This window comes from Serratia ureilytica (assembly GCF_017309605.1).
In the GTDB taxonomy this organism is placed as follows: Bacteria; Pseudomonadota; Gammaproteobacteria; order Enterobacterales; family Enterobacteriaceae; genus Serratia; species Serratia ureilytica.
Genome location: NZ_CP071320.1, coordinates 1,511,327 through 1,528,951 on the forward strand (window position 1 = coordinate 1,511,327; position 17,625 = coordinate 1,528,951).

At 62.0% G+C, this 17,625-nt stretch carries 17 protein-coding genes; 12 read left to right on the forward strand and 5 right to left on the reverse strand.

The features are described from left to right. Positions 1-239: 239 nt before the first annotated feature. The 8 genes from idnO (at position 240) to menE (ending at position 8,501) form a co-directional block, all read left to right on the forward strand. The gene (gene idnO, locus J0X03_RS07050) at positions 240-1,004 is read left to right on the forward strand and encodes a gluconate 5-dehydrogenase (RefSeq protein ID WP_033643852.1); all 765 of its coding nucleotides are present in this window, start codon (positions 240-242) and stop codon (positions 1,002-1,004) included. A gap of 23 nt (positions 1,005-1,027) precedes the next feature. Beyond that, positions 1,028-2,059: an L-idonate 5-dehydrogenase gene (idnD, locus tag J0X03_RS07055; protein WP_033643851.1), complete on the forward strand. Its 1,032-nt coding sequence runs from the start codon at positions 1,028-1,030 to the stop codon at positions 2,057-2,059. Positions 2,060-2,140: 81 nt separating this feature from the next. Next, positions 2,141-2,452 (forward strand): stress response protein ElaB, encoded by a 312-nt coding sequence (gene elaB, locus J0X03_RS07060; RefSeq protein WP_033643850.1) that lies wholly within the window; start codon positions 2,141-2,143, stop codon positions 2,450-2,452. Between the two features lie 380 nt (positions 2,453-2,832). Then, complete coding sequence (gene menD / locus J0X03_RS07065; RefSeq protein ID WP_160204448.1) at positions 2,833-4,509, forward strand: 2-succinyl-5-enolpyruvyl-6-hydroxy-3-cyclohexene-1-carboxylic-acid synthase; 1,677 nt, start codon at positions 2,833-2,835, stop codon at positions 4,507-4,509. Then, positions 4,506-5,276, forward strand: a complete 771-nt coding sequence (menH, locus tag J0X03_RS07070) for a 2-succinyl-6-hydroxy-2,4-cyclohexadiene-1-carboxylate synthase (RefSeq protein WP_033643848.1) — start codon at positions 4,506-4,508, stop codon at positions 5,274-5,276. Before menD ends, menH begins: the two co-directional genes overlap by 4 nt. An 11-nt stretch (positions 5,277-5,287) precedes the next feature. Then, positions 5,288-6,145: a 1,4-dihydroxy-2-naphthoyl-CoA synthase gene (menB, locus tag J0X03_RS07075; RefSeq protein ID WP_033639797.1), complete on the forward strand. Its 858-nt coding sequence runs from the start codon at positions 5,288-5,290 to the stop codon at positions 6,143-6,145. Next, complete coding sequence (menC, locus tag J0X03_RS07080; RefSeq protein WP_033651932.1) at positions 6,145-7,128, forward strand: o-succinylbenzoate synthase; 984 nt, start codon at positions 6,145-6,147, stop codon at positions 7,126-7,128. Before menB ends, menC begins: the two co-directional genes overlap by 1 nt. Beyond that, on the forward strand, positions 7,116-8,501 hold the full coding sequence (gene menE / locus J0X03_RS07085; RefSeq protein WP_047574287.1) for an o-succinylbenzoate--CoA ligase: 1,386 nt from the start codon (positions 7,116-7,118) through the stop codon (positions 8,499-8,501). The genes menC and menE overlap by 13 nt, the downstream gene beginning before the upstream one ends. A gap of 44 nt (positions 8,502-8,545) precedes the next feature. On the opposite strand, the gene katA is transcribed toward menE, so the two are convergent. Then, positions 8,546-9,982 (reverse strand): catalase KatA, encoded by a 1,437-nt coding sequence (katA, locus tag J0X03_RS07090; protein WP_033651930.1) that lies wholly within the window; start codon positions 9,980-9,982, stop codon positions 8,546-8,548. A gap of 338 nt (positions 9,983-10,320) precedes the next feature. Here katA and J0X03_RS07095 point away from each other — a divergent pair, with 338 nt between their 5' ends. Further along, positions 10,321-10,860, forward strand: a complete 540-nt coding sequence (locus J0X03_RS07095; RefSeq protein WP_033643844.1) for a YfaZ family outer membrane protein — start codon at positions 10,321-10,323, stop codon at positions 10,858-10,860. Positions 10,861-10,921: 61 nt separating this feature from the next. Here the strand turns inward: J0X03_RS07095 and tyrP are convergent, their stop codons facing one another. Further along, positions 10,922-12,130 carry a tyrosine transporter TyrP gene (gene tyrP / locus J0X03_RS07100; RefSeq protein ID WP_004935940.1) on the reverse strand — a complete coding sequence of 403 codons (1,209 nt, stop codon included), beginning with the start codon at positions 12,128-12,130 and terminating at the stop codon, positions 10,922-10,924. 245 nt (positions 12,131-12,375) lie between these two features. Between tyrP and J0X03_RS07105 the strand changes: the two genes are divergently transcribed. After that, a complete protein-coding gene (locus J0X03_RS07105) occupies positions 12,376-13,572 on the forward strand; it encodes a nicotinamide mononucleotide deamidase-related protein YfaY (RefSeq protein ID WP_122016671.1) in 1,197 nt (398 codons plus the stop codon). 3 nt (positions 13,573-13,575) lie between these two features. Here J0X03_RS07105 and J0X03_RS07110 read toward each other — a convergent pair whose 3' ends face one another. Continuing rightward, on the reverse strand, positions 13,576-14,784 hold the full coding sequence (locus J0X03_RS07110) for an FAD-dependent oxidoreductase (RefSeq protein WP_230358711.1): 1,209 nt from the start codon (positions 14,782-14,784) through the stop codon (positions 13,576-13,578). A gap of 116 nt (positions 14,785-14,900) precedes the next feature. Here J0X03_RS07110 and J0X03_RS07115 point away from each other — a divergent pair, with 116 nt between their 5' ends. Then, positions 14,901-15,722 carry an AraC family transcriptional regulator gene (locus J0X03_RS07115; RefSeq protein ID WP_033651927.1) on the forward strand — a complete coding sequence of 274 codons (822 nt, stop codon included), beginning with the start codon at positions 14,901-14,903 and terminating at the stop codon, positions 15,720-15,722. 231 nt (positions 15,723-15,953) lie between these two features. Then, entirely contained in the window at positions 15,954-16,106 is a 153-nt protein-coding gene (locus tag J0X03_RS24305; RefSeq protein WP_033651926.1) for a Hok/Gef family protein, read from the forward strand. A 59-nt stretch (positions 16,107-16,165) separates the two neighbouring features. On the opposite strand, the gene yfaE is transcribed toward J0X03_RS24305, so the two are convergent. Next, complete coding sequence (gene yfaE, locus J0X03_RS07125) at positions 16,166-16,426, reverse strand: class I ribonucleotide reductase maintenance protein YfaE (protein ID WP_015378558.1); 261 nt, start codon at positions 16,424-16,426, stop codon at positions 16,166-16,168. Positions 16,427-16,429: 3 nt separating this feature from the next. After that, on the reverse strand, positions 16,430-17,560 hold the full coding sequence (nrdB, locus tag J0X03_RS07130) for a class Ia ribonucleoside-diphosphate reductase subunit beta (RefSeq protein WP_019453694.1): 1,131 nt from the start codon (positions 17,558-17,560) through the stop codon (positions 16,430-16,432). Between the last annotated feature and the right edge of the window lie 65 nt (positions 17,561-17,625).

The window sequence follows — 17,625 nt, forward strand, 5'->3', positions numbered from 1 at the left end:
GGTGGATAGCGGTATGTTAACAAATCGATTTGGTGATAACAACGCATGCGATTTTATTGAAAGTGGCTATTTTTCAATTGGATAGATTGGCTTTGTTCTCTTGCTGTCTGCGTGAGTTCACGTTAAGGGTAACAGGGTTTCGTAACATTATTTTCAGTGATTTCCATCACGTTTTTACCGGTAACAATCGGCTGAGATAGAGGCCTGTCCGATTGGAGGCCTGAAGGCCGGGAATTACCATGAACAACCTGTTTTCTCTGGATAACAAAACCGTCTTGATCACCGGCGCCTCGCGCGGCATCGGTTTTCTGCTGGCGCGTGGCCTGGCGCAGCAAGGCGCGCATATTCTGGTCAATGCCACCACCGAAGAACATGCCCGGCACGCTGCCGATCGCCTGCGCGAAGAGGGGCTGCGCGCCGACGCGGCGGCGTTCGACGTCACCGACTCTCAGGCGGTGCATGCCGCCATCGGCCGTATCGAAACGGACATCGGCGCGATAGACGTGTTGATCAACAACGCCGGCATCCAGCGCCGTCATCCCTTCACCGAGTTCCCGGAGCAAGACTGGGACGACATCATCGCCGTCAACCAGAAGGCGGTCTTCATCGTGTCGCAGACCGTGGCCCGTTACATGGTGCCGCGCCGGCGCGGCAAGATAGTCAATATCGGCTCGATGCAAAGCGAGCTGGGGCGGGACACCATCACCCCTTACGCGGCGTCCAAAGGGGCGGTGAAAATGCTGACGCGCGGCATGTGCGTGGAGTTGGCGCGTTACAACATTCAGGTCAACGGCATTGCCCCCGGCTATTTCAAAACCGAGATGACGCAGGCGTTGGCCGACGACCCGGCCTTTACCGCCTGGCTGACCCAGCGCACGCCCGCCGCGCGTTGGGGGGATCCGCAGGAGCTGATCGGCGCGGCGGTGTTCCTGGCCGCCGACGCTTCCAGCTTCGTCAACGGGCAGCTGCTGTTTGTCGATGGCGGCATGTCCGCCGCGGTGTAATCCCTCTTTCGTGGAGTGTTGAGATGAAAATTCAAACCCAGTCCTGCATGGTCAACGGCAAACGAGACGTGGCGGTGATCGCGCAAGAAGTGAATTATCAGGGACAGGGCACGCTGGTGAAAATCCGCCGCGGCGGCATCTGCGGCTCGGATCTGCATTACTTTCAGGAAGGGAAGGTCGGCAATTTTCAGGTACGCCAGCCGATGGTGCTGGGCCACGAGGCGATCGGCGAGGTGGTCGCCAGCGATTCACCGCAGCTGGCGATCGGGCAGAAGGTGGCGCTCAATCCCAGCAAACCCTGCGGGCAGTGCAAATATTGTCTGGCGCAGCAAAGCAATCAGTGCGTCGAGATGCGCTTTTTCGGCAGCGCGATGTATTTCCCGCACGTCGACGGCGCTTTCACCCAATACAAGGTGGTGGATAGCGCGCAGTGCATTCCTTACGCCGCCGATCGCGACGACAGGGTGATGGTATTCGCCGAACCGCTGGCGGTGGCGATCCACGCGGCGAAACAGCCCGGCGCGGTGAAGGGTAAAACGGTTTTCGTGTCCGGCGTCGGCCCGATCGGTTGTTTGCTGGTGGCGGCGCTGAAAGCGCTGGGCGCCGCCGAGATCGTCTGCGCCGATCTCAGCCCGCGCTGTCTGGCGCTCGCCGGCCAGATGGGGGCGGACCGCTGTCTGCATGCCGCAGACGACGATTTCAGCGTATATCAGCAACACAAAGGCTATTTCGACATCGCTTTCGAGGCAGCAGGGCATCCGACGTCGCTGCAGCGCTGCCTGGAAGTCACGCGCGCCAAGGGCACCGTCGTGCAGGTCGGGATGGGCGGCAGCTTCCCTGATTTCCCGCTGATGCTGTTGATCGCCAAGGAGTTGAATCTGCTCGGCTCCTTCCGCTTCGTGGAGGAATTCGCGCTGGCGGTGGCCTGGCTGGCCGGCGATGTGGTCGATCCGCTGCCGCTGCTGTCGGCGGAGTTCGCCGGGGACCAACTGGCGCAGGCGCTGGAGTTTGCCGGCGACAAGCGCCAGGCCGCCAAGGTGCAATTAGTGTTTTAGGGTAAAAGTCCGATGGCCGCAGGTGACGATCGTTGTCTATAGTGTAGGAACGCTTAATTTTTCAACCACGGAGATCTCACGATGGCAAGACATACGGATGCTGAGCAAACTACGCTGGATGACGATCTGAGAATGCTGACCGAAACGCTGGAAGAAGTGTTGCAATACAGCGGCGATCGCGCGGATCAGGCCTACATCGACATCAAGTCGCACGCCGAGCAGGCGCTGAGTGAGGTCAAGGCGCGCTGGGTGAACACCGGCGAATCCTACTATGCCCGCGCCAAAGAAGCGGTGCACCGCACCGACGACTATGTGCGGGATAAACCCTGGCACAGCGTGGGCATCGGCGCCACCGTCGGGCTGGTGCTGGGGCTGCTGCTGGCCCGCAAATAAATCACGCCCCAGGGGCGGCGCAAGCCGCCTCGTTCTTTTCTGCAGACTGTGTGCTTCATCCCGCTGTTTCTCCGATAGTTCTTCCATATCCCGCCTATACTTTCCGCTAGCCGCCGCAGGCGGGGCGCTATTCCCCTGTTTTTTGTGCGGACGAATTGAGGCCATGTCGCCGCAGGTGTAAAGTGTTTGTGTATTTATTGTTTGTTTTTTGTTCTAAATCAAATAATTATCTGGTGTAAACACCCAGGGATATACGGCGTTTTTGCGCTGGCGCAAAAGCCGTGAAAATAACACCTCATATAATACAGAGCGTAACTACAGGCGCGGCGTCCGTCGGCTGCGCCGGGGACGATCTCTGCTAACTGACTTGTGAGCGAACTATGTCGACAAGTGTTTTTAATCGCCGGTGGGCGGCTGTGCTGCTCGAGGCGCTGGCCCGCCATGGGGTGCGGCATGTTTGTATCGCTCCGGGATCGCGCTCCACGCCGTTGACGCTGGCCGCTGCGGCCAACCGATCTTTTATCTGTCATACCCACTTTGATGAACGCGGGCTTGGCCATTTGGCGCTTGGGCTGGCGAAGGCGGCGCGTGAGCCGGTAGCGGTGATTGTCACGTCCGGTACCGCGGCGGCGAACCTTTACCCGGCTTTAATCGAGGCCGGCCTGACCGGTGAGCGGCTGGTGTTTCTCACCGCCGATCGGCCGCCGGAACTGATCGACTGCGGCGCCAATCAGGCGATCCGTCAAAACGGCCTCTACAGCAGCCACCCGACGTTGGCGATCGATCTGCCGCGTCCTACGCAGGATATTCCGGCCGCGTGGCTGGCCTCCAGCGTCGACAGCGCGATGGCGCGCCTGCAGCACGGCGCGTTGCATATTAACTGCCCGTTCGCCGAACCGCTGTACGGCGGCGATGAACGTCAGTATGCCGATTGGTCCGCCGCGCTGGGCGACTGGTGGCAGAGCGATCGGCCTTGGCTGCAGGAAAGCGAGACGCGTGCGGCGCCGTCGCCGCAGCCGGACTGGTTCTTCTGGCGGCAAAAACGCGGCGTGGTGCTGGCTGGCCGCATGAGCGCGGAAGAGGGTGCACAGGTGGCCGACTGGGCCGAGACGCTGGGCTGGCCGCTGATCGGCGATGTGCTGTCGCAGACCGGGCAACCGCTGCCCTGCGCCGATTTATGGCTCGCTCATCCGCAGGCGCAGCGCGTGTTGCAAGACGCGCAGCTGGTGGTGCAGTTCGGCGGCAGTCTGACCGGTAAACGCTTGCTGCAGTGGCAGGCGCAGTGTCGGCCGGAAGAGTATTGGGTCATCGACGAGCTGCCGGGGCGGCTCGATCCGGCCCAGCACCGGGGGCGGCGTCTGCGTGCCGGGGTGGCGCAGTGGTTGGCGCAGCATCCGGCGCAACCGCGCGCGCCGTGGGCCGCCGGGCTGGCGGTCTTGGCGGATAAGGCGCTGACGGCGGCGTCCACGCATCTGCACGATAACTTTGGCGAAGCGCAGCTGGCGCACCGCCTGCCGGAACTGCTGCCGGAGAACGGCCAGCTGTTTCTCGGCAACAGCCTGGTGGTGCGATTGATCGACGCGTTAACCACGCTGCCTGTCGCTTACCCGGTATTCAGCAACCGCGGCGCCAGCGGCATCGACGGTCTGATTTCCACCGCCGCCGGCGTACAGCGCGCCACCGCCAGGCCGACGTTGGCGGTGGTGGGCGACCTTTCCGCGTTGTATGACCTCAATGCGCTGGCGTTGTTGCGCCACTGTTCGGCGCCGACGGTGCTGATCGTCGTCAATAACAACGGCGGCCAAATTTTCTCGCTGTTGCCGACGCCGGACGAGGAGCGCCAACGCTTTTACTGCATGCCGCAGAACGTCGAGTTCAGCCACGCGGCGGCGATGTTCCAGCTTGACTACGCGCGGCCGGAAAACTGGCGCCAACTGCAACAGGCGGTTGAGCAAGGCTGGCGGCGCGGCGGCGCCACGCTGATAGAACTGCAGGTGTCGCCGAGCGCAGGGGCCGAGAGTCTGCAATTCCTGGTACAACAGATGGCGGTGCAATGATGCTGGCGACGCGAATTTTGCAACAGGGCGAAGCGGGGCGTCCGTGGCTGGTATGGCTGCACGGCCTGTTGGGCAACAACAATGAATGGCGGGTGATCGCCGCGCGTTGCCCGGAATGGCCGTCGCTGGCCATCGATCTGCCCGGCCACGGCGATTCCGTGGCGGTGAGCTGCCGCGGCTTCGACGACATCAGCGCGCAAATCGCCGCGACCCTGCAACTGCGCAATATTGAACGTTATTGGTTGGTGGGCTACTCGCTCGGCGGGCGCATCGCCATGTATCACGCTTGCCACGGCCGCCATGACGGCCTGCAAGGCGTGATCGTCGAGGGCGGCAACCCGGGGCTTGAGGACGAACAACAGCGCCGCGATCGTTGCGAGCAGGATGCGCGATGGGCGGCGCGTTTTCGCAGTGAGCCGATTGCCGAAGTCCTGGCGGACTGGTATCAGCAACCGGTGTTCAAAGAGCTTAGCCATGTGCACCGCCAGGCGCTGATCGCCGCGCGTTCGGTCAACAGCGGCCCGGCGATTGCCGACATGCTCGAAGCCACCTCGCTCGGGAGACAGCCTTATCTGGCGCCGCAGCTGCGCCAACTGACCGTGCCGCTGCGGGTGCTGTGCGGTGAGAACGACCCCAAATTTCAACGGCTGGCGCGCGACGCCGGGTTGCCGTTGCGCATCGTGCCGCAGGCCGGCCACAACGCGCATCTGGCCAATCCGCAGGATTTCGTCGCCGAGCTGCAGACCTTTCTCGTTAACCCTGGTTAAAGGAACCGAACATGCTTTATCCGAATGAAGAACACCTGTATGCCGCTATCGCCTGGCAGGATTGCACCGGCGATTTCGAAGACATTCTGTATCACAAATCCGCCGACGGCATCGCCAAAATCACCATCAATCGGCCGCAGGTGCGCAACGCGTTTCGCCCGCAAACGGTCAAAGAGATGATCGACGCGCTGGCCAACGCCCGTTACGACGACGGCATCGGCGTCATTATTCTGACCGGCGCCGGCGATAAGGCCTTCTGCTCCGGCGGCGATCAGAAAGTGCGCGGCGACTACGGCGGCTATCGCGATGACAGCGGCGTACATCACCTCAACGTGCTGGACTTCCAGCGCCAGATCCGCACCTGCCCGAAACCGGTGGTGGCGATGGTGGCCGGCTATTCGATCGGCGGCGGCCACGTGCTGCACATGATGTGCGATCTGACCATCGCGGCGGATAACGCCATCTTCGGCCAGACCGGCCCGAAAGTGGGCTCGTTCGACGGCGGCTGGGGCGCGTCTTACATGGCGCGCATCGTCGGCCAGAAGAAGGCGCGCGAAATCTGGTTCCTGTGCCGCCAGTACGACGCCGCCGCCGCGCTGGACATGGGTCTGGTCAATACCGTCGTGCCGCTGGCCGATCTGGAAAAAGAGACGGTGCGCTGGTGCCGCGAAATGCTGCAGAACAGCCCGATGGCGCTGCGCTGCCTGAAGGCGGCGCTGAATGCCGACTGCGACGGCCAGGCCGGTTTGCAGGAGCTGGCGGGCAACGCCACCATGCTGTTCTACATGACCGACGAAGGGCAGGAAGGGCGCAACGCGTTCAACGAGAAGCGCCAACCGGACTTCAGCAAATTCAAGCGTAACCCGTAATGAGCGGGGCAAACCGCAGCGCGGCGCTATACCGTTACAGCCTGCCGATGGAGGCGGGCGTGGTGCTGCGCAATCAACGGTTGAAAACGCGTGACGGATGGGTGGTGCAGCTGCGTCAGGGCGAGCGTGAAGGTTGGGGCGAGATCGCGCCGCTGCCGGAATTCAGCCGGGAAACGCCGGCGCAGGCCGAACAGGCCGCGTTGGGCTGGCTGCAGGCGTGGTTGGCGGGCAACGAACCGGAGCACAGCGCGCTGCCCTCGGTGGCCTTTGGGCTCAGCTGTGCGCAGGCCGAGCTGGAGCAGCGTTTGCCGATGCAGGCGGATTTTCGCAAGGCGCCGCTGTGCACCGGCGATCCGGATGAGCTGTTCGAGACATTGAGCGCTTTGCCGGGCGAGAAAGTCGCCAAGGTGAAGGTGGGGCTGTATGAGGCGGTGCGGGACGGCATGATCGTCAACGTGTTGCTGGAGGCGCTGCCGGATCTGCGGCTGCGGCTGGACGCCAACCGCAGCTGGACCCGCGCCAAGGCCGACGGCTTCGCCAGGTACGTTAACCCGGCGTGGCGCGATCGCATCGCCTTCCTGGAAGAGCCCTGTAAGACCCGTGATGAATCGCGCGACTTCGCCCGGGCGACCGGTATCGCCATCGCCTGGGATGAGAGCGTGCGGGAGGCGGACTTTGTGGTGCAGGCCGAGCCGGGCGTGGCGGCCATCGTGATCAAGCCGACGCTGGTCGGCAGCCTGGCGCGTTGCCAGACGCTGGTGGCGCAGGCGCACGCGGCGGGCCTGACGGCGGTGATCAGCTCCAGCCTCGAATCCAGCCTGGGGTTGACTCAACTGGCGCGCATCGCCCATTGGCTGACGCCGGATACCGTGCCGGGCCTGGACACGCTGGGGTTGATGCAGGCGCAGGTGCTGCGCCCGTGGCCGGGCAGCGCGTTGCCGCTGCTGGATGTCTCGGCGCTGGAGTGCCTATGGCGCCGTTGAACGATTGGCCGTGGCGACACTGGGCGCGCACTCAGCCGCAGGCGACGGCGCTGATGCTCGGCGAACAACCGCTGAGCTGGCTGGCGTTGCAGAGCCAGGTGGATGAGCTGGCGGCGGATTTCCAGCATCAGGGCGTTGAACCGGGCTGCGGTGTGGCGCTGTGCGGTAAAAACAGCTATCCACTGCTGCTGGCCTATCTGGCGTTGTTGCAGTGCGGCGCACGCCTGTTGCCGCTCAATCCCGCCTTGCCGACGCCGCTGCTGGCGCAGCTGTTGCCGGAATTGGATATGACCTTTGTCTTCGGCCCGGACTCGTTGCCGGCGCTGCCGGAAGACGTGATTCGATTGACCCCGCCGTCGACCGAGCCGCGTTGGCCAGACCTGCCGACGTGGGATGCGCAGCGTCTGGCGACGCTGACGTTGACCTCCGGTTCCAGCGGCATGCCGAAAGCGGCCGCGCACAGCTATGCCAACCATCTGGCCAGCGCCGCCGGGGTGTTGGAGCTGATGGCGTTTCAGCGCGAGGATTGCTGGCTGCTGTCATTGCCGCTGTTTCACGTCTCCGGACAGGGCATTGTCTGGCGCTGGCTGGCGGCGGGCGCCCGGTTGGCGGTGCGCGAGATGCACCCGCTGAACGAGGCGTTGGCGGGATGCACGCATGCCTCGTTGGTGCCGACCCAGCTGTGGCGGCTGCTGGCGCAACCGCTGGCGGACATGACGCTGAAGGCGGTGCTGCTCGGCGGCGCGATGATCCCGGTGGAGCTGACCGAGCGGGCGGAGGCGGCGGGGATCCGTTGTTGGTGCGGCTACGGGCTGACCGAACTGGCCTCCACGGTGTGCGCCAAGCGCGCCGATGCGCGGGCGGGCGTCGGCCTGCCGCTCGGCGGCCGCGAGGTAAAACTGGTGGATGAAGAGGTCTGGATCCGCGCCGACAGCCTGGCGCTTGGCTACTGGCGTCATGGCCATCTGCAACCATTGGCCGATGAGCAGGGCTGGTTCCCGACCCGCGATCGCGGCGCGATGATCGAGGGGGAACTGCGAATTCTCGGCCGGCTGGACAACCTGTTTTTCAGCGGCGGCGAAGGGGTGCAGCCGGAAGATATCGAACGCGTGCTGGCGGCGCATCCGCAGATATCGCAGGCGTTTGTGGTGCCGGTGGCGGACGCCGAATTCGGTCAGCGGCCGGTGGCGGTGATCGACGGCGATCCGTCGCTGTCGCTGGCGACGCTGCTCGTCTGGTCGCAGGATAAGCTCGCCAATTTCCAACGCCCGACGGCATTGCTTCCGCTGCCTGACGAGCTGAAAAACGGCGGCATCAAGATTTCGCGCCGCCGGTTGCAGGCGTGGGTGGCGGAGCGCCTGCGTCAGGCATAAAAAAAGCCGCCCGAAAGGGCGGCTGAGCGAATGATGACGACGGGTTATTTCAGTCCCAACGCCTTGGCGACGCCGGCGCCGTAGTCCGGGTGCACCTTGGTGAACAGCTCGACCTGACGGCGCTGGATGTGTTCCGGCACCTGCGACAGTTCGCCGGCGATGCGGGTGAACATGCGCTGGTGCTCTTCGGCGCTCAGCAGGTTGAACAGCGCGCGCGGCTGGCTGTAGTAATCGTCGTCTTCACGATGATTCCAGTGGTCGGCCGCGCCTTCAATGCTCAGCGGCGGTTCGCTGAAGTCCGGCTGCTCCTGGAACAGGCCAAAGCTGTTCGGTTCGTAGGTTGCGCCGTTGCCGCTGTTGCCGTCCACGCGCATCGCGCCGTCGCGATGATAGTTGTGGAACGGGCATTTGGCGCCGTTCACCGGGATCTGGTGGTGGTTGACGCCCAGGCGGTAGCGGTGCGCATCGCCATAGGAGAACAGGCGGCCCTGCAGCATTTTATCCGGCGAGAAACTGATGCCCGGCACCACGTTAGCGGGGTTCATCGCCACCTGCTCGACCTCGGAGAAGTAGTTGTCGGGGTTGCGGTTCAGCTCGAAAAAGCCGACGTCGATCAGCGGGTAGTCGCCGTGCGGCCAGACCTTGGTCAGATCGAACGGGTTATACGGCGTCTGCGAGGCTTCGTGTTCCGGCATGATCTGGATCTGCAGTTTCCAGCGCGGGAAGTCGCCGCGTTTGATCGCATCGAACAGATCGCGCTGTGAGCTTTCGCGATCCTTGGCGATGATCGCTTCCGCTTCTTCATCCATCAGGTTTTCAATGCCTTGTTCGCAGCGGAAGTGGAATTTCACCCAGAAGCGCTCGTTGGCGGCATTGATAAAGCTGAAGGTGTGGCTGCCGAAACCGTGCATGTGGCGGTAGGACTTGGGAATGCCGCGATCGCTGAAGTCGATGGTCAGCTGGTGCAGTGATTCCGGCAGGTGAGAGAAGAAATCCCACTTGTACACCGGATTACGCAGGTTGGTATGCGGATCGCGTTTCACCACGTGATTAAGATCGGGGAATTTCAGCGGATCGCGCAGATAGAACACCGGCGTATCGTTGCCCACCAAATCCCAGTTGCCTTCTTCGGTATAGAACTTCATGGCGAAACCGCGAATGTCGCGTTCGGCGTCGGCCGCGCCGCGCTCACCGGCGACGGTGGAGAAGCGGATAAACATGTCGGTCTGCTTACCGATTTCGGAGAAGATCTTGGCGCGCGTGTAGCGGGTGATGTCATGGGTGACGGTAAAGGTGCCGTAGGCGCCGGATCCTTTGGCGTGCATGCGGCGCTCGGGGATGACCTCGCGGTCGAAGTGGGCCAGTTTTTCCAGGAACCACACGTCCTGCAACAGCATCGGGCCGCGTTTGCCCGCGGTGATCACGTTATTGTTATCGACAACCGGGGCGCCGGCTGCGGTGGTCAGTCCTTTCTTGCTCATCACTTGCTCCTTATCGTAGTGCAGTTAAGTAAAGACTCGGGCGGTTTAAGCGTTCATCAGCATAGTCCTTTGGCGGGGCTTCTTCCCCTGACCTTGGTCAAAGCCACTACTAGTTGTAGCCCTATTGCCGAGCGACGGCAAATAGGTCTCGGTTATCGTTGGCATCGCCTTGACGAATATGGATTTTTGTTTGCAAATTTTTACATTTATTTGATTATTGAAGAATTTTTTCGCTTTTATCCCTTAAATACTCATTGCGCTTTGGTATAGACTCATGACGTTATTATTTTGCGTTGATTCGATCATTCGGTACGGATGACAAACCAGAGGGAAAGATGATGAAAAAGACTTGGGTCGCGTGCGCGGCAGGATTGCTGTTTGTGACCGGCGCGGCGAACGCCATCAGCGTGTCGGGCGAAGCCGGGCAACACTACACCAACCTGGGCGTTGGTATGAGCACCGGCTCTTCAGGTCTGGGCCTGACCGGCAACTGGGCGCGCAGCGACCACGACGGCAACGTCGGCAGCGTGGGGTTGAACTTCGGCGTGCCGCTGGGGCCGTTGACGGCGACCGTGGGCGCCAAAGCGCTGTACCTCAGCCCGAAAGACGGGAAAAGCGGCGGGGCGGTGGCGCTGGGCGGCGGCCTGGAGTGGGAAATTAACCGTTACTTCAGCCTGCACGGCGAAGGTTACTTTGCCCCTGAGTCTTTCACCAGCGGCGTGAAGGCCTATAACGAAGCCAGCGGCGGCCTGCGCTGGAAGTTCCGTCCGCTGAGCGTGGACGTGGGCTACCGTTACATGCAGATGGAAGGCAAAGACGGGCGTCGCGACAACACCCTCGCCGATGGCCCTTATGTCGGTGTCGGTCTGAGCTTCTGACGCTCAGCAAAAAGGGGCCATTGCGGCCCCTTTCTCTTTATCATTCTTTGTCTTTCGTCGCTTACCCGACCGCCGGCAGCATGCCGCTGGCGATGCCCAGTTGGATGGCGATCACCGTTACCCCACAGACAAACACCAGCGCCAGCGCAGGGGTGCCGCCCCAGACGCGATATTGTGCCTGATGCTTTTGGCGAGTTTTCCACACCAGCAGCGAAGGCAGCAGCAGCGCCAGCACCGACAGGGCGATGGCGGCGAAACCCAACGCCAGCACGAAACCGCGCGGATAGAACAGCGCGAAGGCCAGCGGCGGCAGGAAGGTGATGGCGCCGGTTTGCAGGCGGCCACGCACGTTATCTTGCCGCTTGAACAGGTCAGCCAGGAAATCGAACAGCCCAAGCGCAACGCCGAGGAACGAGGTCGCCAGCGCCAGATCGGCGAACAGGTGCACCGCCAGTTCAACGTGCGGTGAAGCTACTGCATCACGCACCGCCTGCAACAGGCCATTCAGCCCGGCCTGCTGCGCCAGAATGCCGACGAAGGTGTCGGAGCTGATGCTGCCTAGCGTCGCCAGTTGCCAGAAGATATAGGCGATCAGCGGGATGGCGCTGCCGATGATAAACACCCAACGCAGTTTGCGAATGTTGCCGCCCATGTAGTTGACGATGCTCGGCACGCTGCCGTGGAAGCCGAATGAGGTGAAGATCACCGGAATGGCCGATAACGCCAGGCCTTGCTCCAGCGGCAACGTCATCAGATTGGTCTGGTGGATATTCGGCAACATCAGGCCGAGCATCACCACAAGAAACACCACTTTCGCGCTGAACAGGATGCGGTTGAACAAGTCGACCGAGTGGGTGCCGATGCACACCACGCCGCCGGCCACCAGGGTGAACAGCAGGACGCCGAGCGACACCGGGAAGTCCTGCGATGTCCATTGGCTGATGCTGGTGGCGAGCAGTTCGCCGGCGCCGCTAATGTAGGCGGCGGTGAGGGCATACATCAGGAACATCATGCTAAAGCTGGTCAGCCACTGGCCGCCGCCGCCGAGATAACGTTTGGCGAGCGTGCCCAGACCGGTATCCGCCTGCTCATGCTGGTAAACCTCCACCAGTAACAGCGCGGTGTAACACATCAACAGCCACAGCCCGACCAGTAAGGCCAGCGTGACGCCGAAACCGACGCCGGCCGCCGCCAGCGGCATCGCCAGCATCCCGGCGCCAATGGTGGTGCCCGCCACGATAAAAACACTGCCAAGAGTGCGATTCTTCACGTTTTTTCTCTACCAGCCGAAAGATTTTGAAAATTATAGGTAACGATTTATGAGGATGGCAGGATAGTGGAAGCCCTAATTTGTGTCAAACCGGCGTTACGCGCATTGTAAATTAAAGTTTACAACCTTGCGGGCGGCATGGCGCATGATGAACGACGCGATGGCGGAAATAATCCGACGGCGGCTAGTGAAAAGTTATTTACGGGCTTCTATAGTGGAATGACCAAAAAATGTGGGAGAGATCAATGTTAAGGGTGGAGATGCTCAGCACCGGCGATGAGGTGCTGCACGGGCAAATTATTGATACCAACGCCGCCTGGCTGGCGGACTACCTGTTCCAGCAGGGCGTGCCGATGAGCGGGCGGGAAACGGTAGGGGACAGCCTCTCTGCTTTGATCGAGATCCTGCAGGAACGCAGCCATATCGCCGATGTGCTGATTGTCAACGGCGGCCTGGGGCCGACCAGCGACGATTTGAGCGCGCTGGCCGCCGCGAAAGCCTGCGGCGTAGAGCTGATTGAACGGGCTGACTGGCTGGCGCGTATGGAAGCCTATTTCGCCGAGCGCGGGCGGCCGATGGCCCCTTCCAACCGCAAGCAGGCGCAGATCCCGGCCAATGCGGAAATGCTGGATAACCCGGTGGGCACCGCCTGCGGTTTCGCGTTGCAGCTGAACCAATGCCTGATGTTCTTCACCCCCGGCGTGCCTTCGGAATTCAAAGTGATGGTCGAACAGCAGATCGTGCCGCGTCTGCGCCAGCGCTTCACTTTGCCGGCGCCGCCGCTGTGCCTGCGTCTGACGACGTTCGGTACCTCCGAGAGCGATCTGGCCGCCGAACTGGACAGCCTGCCGCTGCCGCCGGACGTGGTGCTGGGTTACCGCTCGTCCAGCCCGATCATTGAGTTGAAGCTGACCGGGCCGGAAAACCGGCGCGCGGAGATGGAGCTGGCCTGGCGACGCGTGCGCGAGGTAGCGGGGGACAACTGCATCTTCGAAGGCACCGTCGGGTTGCCGGCGACGCTGACGCAGCGCTTGAATCAGCAAGGGCTGAAGCTGGCGTTGAGCGAGCAATTCAGCGGCGGCTTGATCAACCTGCAGCTGCAGAGCGAAGGCGCGCCGCTGGCGGGGGGAGAGCTGCTGCCGGCCCACTGCATCGAAACGCTGGAAACGACGCTGGCGCGCGCCCGCTCGCTGGCGGAATTGACCGGCGCGCCGTTGGCGTTGGCGGTCAGCGCCATGCGCGATGAGCAGGTGAGCATTGCGCTGCACACGCCGCGCGGCGGGATTGGCCAGACCGTGCGTTATCGCGCGTCGCGCCACGGGCTGCGGCTGCGGCAGGAGTCGGTGGCGATGCTGGCGCTGGATATGCTGCGCCGTTGGCTGAATGGGGGCCAGGCGTGCGGTAAAAACGCCTGGCTGGAGGTGGTGGAAATTATCGAGTGACGCTCATGGCGCTGAGTTGTCTGCCTCACTGTTTTGTTGTAGCCGTTCGGACGCCAGGCGTGAAAGACGTATTGCCGCCGCGCCTCGCGTTTGCAGCTCTGTACCGGAGTTCCTGAGCGCCTGCGCGGCGCTGTCTGAGTGCGCCAGATGCGCCGCCAGGCTGGCGGCGTCTACCAGCGCGGTGTTGGCGCCGAGCCCACCTGCCGGGCTCATGGCGTGCACGGCGTCGCCGAGAAAGGCGATGCGTTCGCTGTGCCATTCCGGCATCGCCGCCGTAACCTGCACCGTCCGCACGCTGAGCGACAGGGGATCCGCCAGCGCTAACGCCGTTTGCAAGGCGGGCGCCCATCCTTGCGAGATATGCCGTACGCGCGCCTGCAACGCGGTGTTCTCCTCCAGTCCCGGGGCTCCGCCGAGACGTTCAGCCGAACCGATACAGGCCCAATAGAGATAGTCGTCGACCGGCGAGAGGCGGCAATCGGGCGCGTAGTCGGCCGCCAGTTGCGCCATGGGGGCCTGAAAGCGCATCGGTTCAACCACCAGCGACACGCCGTCGGCGAAGATCACCGATACGCCGTTCAGCAGCTCAGGGGCCAATTGGGCCCGGGTCGCCGCATCGAGCGGCGTTTTGCCGTAGAGGGTGACCGCACCGCTGTCTTCTGGCCCCGCCTCGGGCAGGCAGCGCCGCCGCACCAGCGAGTTGACACCGTCGGCGGCGATCAGCACATCGACCCGCACGTGTTCGCCGTTGGCGAACTGAAGTTCCACACCCTGCGGCGTTTGTGCAAATTCACGCAAGGTATGGCCGAAACGCACCCGGTCTTGCAGGCCGGCAAGCAGGATCTCGCGCAGCGTTTGGCGATGAATGCCGAGATCGCCGCCCGGTTCTTGTGTTTGGCGCTGGCTGGAGGGCAACCAGTGCTCGGGGCGCCGGCCGGTGAGCGGGGCAAGCTGCGGATCCCATAGATTGCTCTCGCCGCTGTTTTGCGCGCTGCCGGCGCAGAGCAAGCGGTAGTGCGCCGGCGGCAGGCAGGCGGCCAGCGCCTGCTGCCCCGACGGATCGATGCGCAGCCGGTAGCCCTGATCGCGTGCTTGCGGTGTGGTGTCGCGTTCAAACACCGTGGCGTGGATGCCAAAGCGGCGCAGTCCCTGAGCCAGACACAGGCCGCCGGGCCCGGCGCCGATAATGCCAATGCTGAGTGTTGTCATCATGTTCCCTCGTGAGTCAGTGGCCGCAGACGGTCGCGGCCGGAAGCATTTCATTATGTCGGTGCAGGAAAAGGTTGGTATAACGGTATCTGGACTAAAAATAGTGATTAGTGGCCAATATGAATGCGAACCTTCACGCCCTCGACGCTGACTGCAGCGAATGGTCGACGGGCCCCTGGCTGATCGCCCTCGGCGGCCGCGACGCGGCAGGCCGGGAGTATCGGTTGGGCACGCGCGAATACGACTGGCATCAGCATGTGCGCGGGCAGTTGCTGTGCGTTGAAAGCGGTTTGCTGCATGTAAGCACGGCGCAGGGCGATTGGGTGCTGCCGCCTCAGCGGGCGGGTTGGATCCCGCCGGCGACGGAGCACCGGGTGCAGGTTTGCGGCGCGCTGAGCGGCTGGAGTTTACTGCTGGCGCCGGAGGCCTGCCACGATCTGTCGAATACACCTTGCGTTATCGGCATCAGCGCAGTGCTACAGGCGCTGGCTCAGCGTGCGGAAGGTTGGGACAAACGCAGCGCGCTTACCCTGGAGCAGGAGCGTATGGCGCAGGTGATGCGTGACGAGATACGGCTGGCGCCGACGGAGCCGCTGTATTTACCGATGTCGTCCCATCCGCGCCTGGCCGGCGTTCTGCAGGCCTTGCTGGCGCAACCGGGGAGCGAACGTTCACTGGAGGCGTGGGCTGAATGGGGGGCGATGTCGCCGCGTACCCTGCGGCGGCTGATGATCGGCGAGACGGGGTTGAGTTTTGCCCAGTGGCGTCAGCAGGCTCGGTTGTCATATGCGTTGGCGAAGCTGGCCGAAGGCGAAACGGTGCTGCAGATTGCGGAGGCGCTGGGGTATGCCTCGCCGAGCAATTTTATCGCCATGTTTCGTAAAGCCTTCGGCGATTCCCCGGCGCGTTATTTTTCCACATCGGCGGGAAAGGGGCGCTAAGCGAAATACTTTGAGGATAGTTATATATCCCTGATTAATCATAATCTTATAGGGGATATTCGCGGTGAGGGAATGCTGTTACTCTCTTGACGGGTGCTTGAGACTGTTCGTCTTGGGCATTGTGTGACAAGGCGGATAGATGAAAGCCCCAGACTGACTCTCAATCAGAATGGGGCTGCACATACCGCCTAGACACCGGTATGGTAGCCCCTTCACAGCAAGGAGGCAAGCATGCGCTTAAGGCATGTGTTTCACTCGCTAACCGTTGTAAGTATTACGGTTTTGTTATTTATCTGGATGATAAGAGACTCGCTGTGCGAGCTGAAAATCTACCAGAAAAATATCACTATCCTGATCAGGTTGGCGTGTGAGGTGAAGCGGTAATCCTAGGGCGGGGGCAACCCCGCCTTCTGGTCTCCAGGCGCGGTTTCCGGCACCCGACTTTACATTTCCAACTCGATATCCGTCAGCGGCATGCAGCAGCAGGGCAGGATTTCACCGGCGTTGATAAACGCCAGCGGCTGTTGGCGGTAGGCCACTTCGCCTTTCACCAGCTTCAGACGGCAGGCGCCGCAATAGCCGGAGCGGCATTGGTACTCTACCTGCACATCGTGCAGTTCCAGCACGTCGAGCAGGCAGTTTTCACTGTTAGGGCAAGAGAGCTGCGTGCCGGCGGCGCGCAGCGTTACGGTTGGCGTCGCCATCGCTTACAGTTCGAAGTCGCTCAGGTCGTCGGCGTTGATCTCCGAGTCGATCTGGCCAACCAGGTAAGAGCTCACTTCCACTTCCTGCGGCGCTACCTGCACGTTGTCGGACACCAACCAGGCATTGATCCACGGGATCGGGTTGGAGCGGGTTTCGAACGGCAGACCGAGGCCGACCGCCTGCATGCGGATATTGGTGATGTACTCCACATACTGGCACAGGATGTCTTTGTTCAGGCCAATCATCGAGCCGTCGCGGAACAGGTATTCCGCCCACTCTTTCTCCTGCTGGGCGGCCAACACGAACAGATCGTAGCACTGCTGCTGACATTCCTCGGCGATCTCCGCCATTTCAGGATCGTCGGCGCCGGAACGCATCAGGTTCAGCATGTGCTGGGTGCCGGTCAGGTGCAGCGCTTCGTCGCGGGCGATCAGTTTGATGATTTTGGCGTTGCCTTCCATCAATTCGCGCTCGGCGAAAGCGAAGGAGCAGGCAAAGCTGACGTAGAAGCGGATCGCTTCCAGCGCGTTCACGCTCATCAGGCACAGGTACAGCTGCTTCTTCAGCGCACGCAGATTGACGGTGACGGTTTTTCCGTTCACCTGGTGGGTGCCTTCACCCAGCAGGTGATAGTAGCTGGTCATCTCGATCAGATCGTCGTAGTAGCCGGAAATGTCTTTCGCGCGCTTCTTGATCTCTTCGTTGGTGACGATGTCGTCGAACACCAGCGCCGGATCGTTGACGATGTTGCGGATGATGTGGGTGTAGGAACGGGAGTGGATAGTCTCGGAGAACGACCAGGTTTCCACCCAGGTTTCCAGCTCAGGGATCGAGATCAGCGGCAGCAGGGCGACGTTCGGGCTGCGGCCCTGGATGGAGTCCAGCAGGGTCTGATACTTCAGGTTGCTGATGAAGATGTGCTTCTCGTGCTCCGGCAGCGCCTGGTAATCGATGCGATCGCGGGAAACGTCAACCTCTTCCGGGCGCCAGAAGAAGGAGAGCTGTTTTTCGATCAGTTTTTCGAAGATTTCATGCTTTTGCTGGTCGAAACGCGCAACGTTTACCGACTGGCCGAAGAACATCGGCTCTTGCAGCTGGTCGTTTTTGGTCTGAGAAAAAGTGGTGTAAGCCATAAGCCTGAATCCATCGTAACGTGGCTAAATGAAGGGGCCGGAAAATTCCGGCCCGCTAGGTCAAA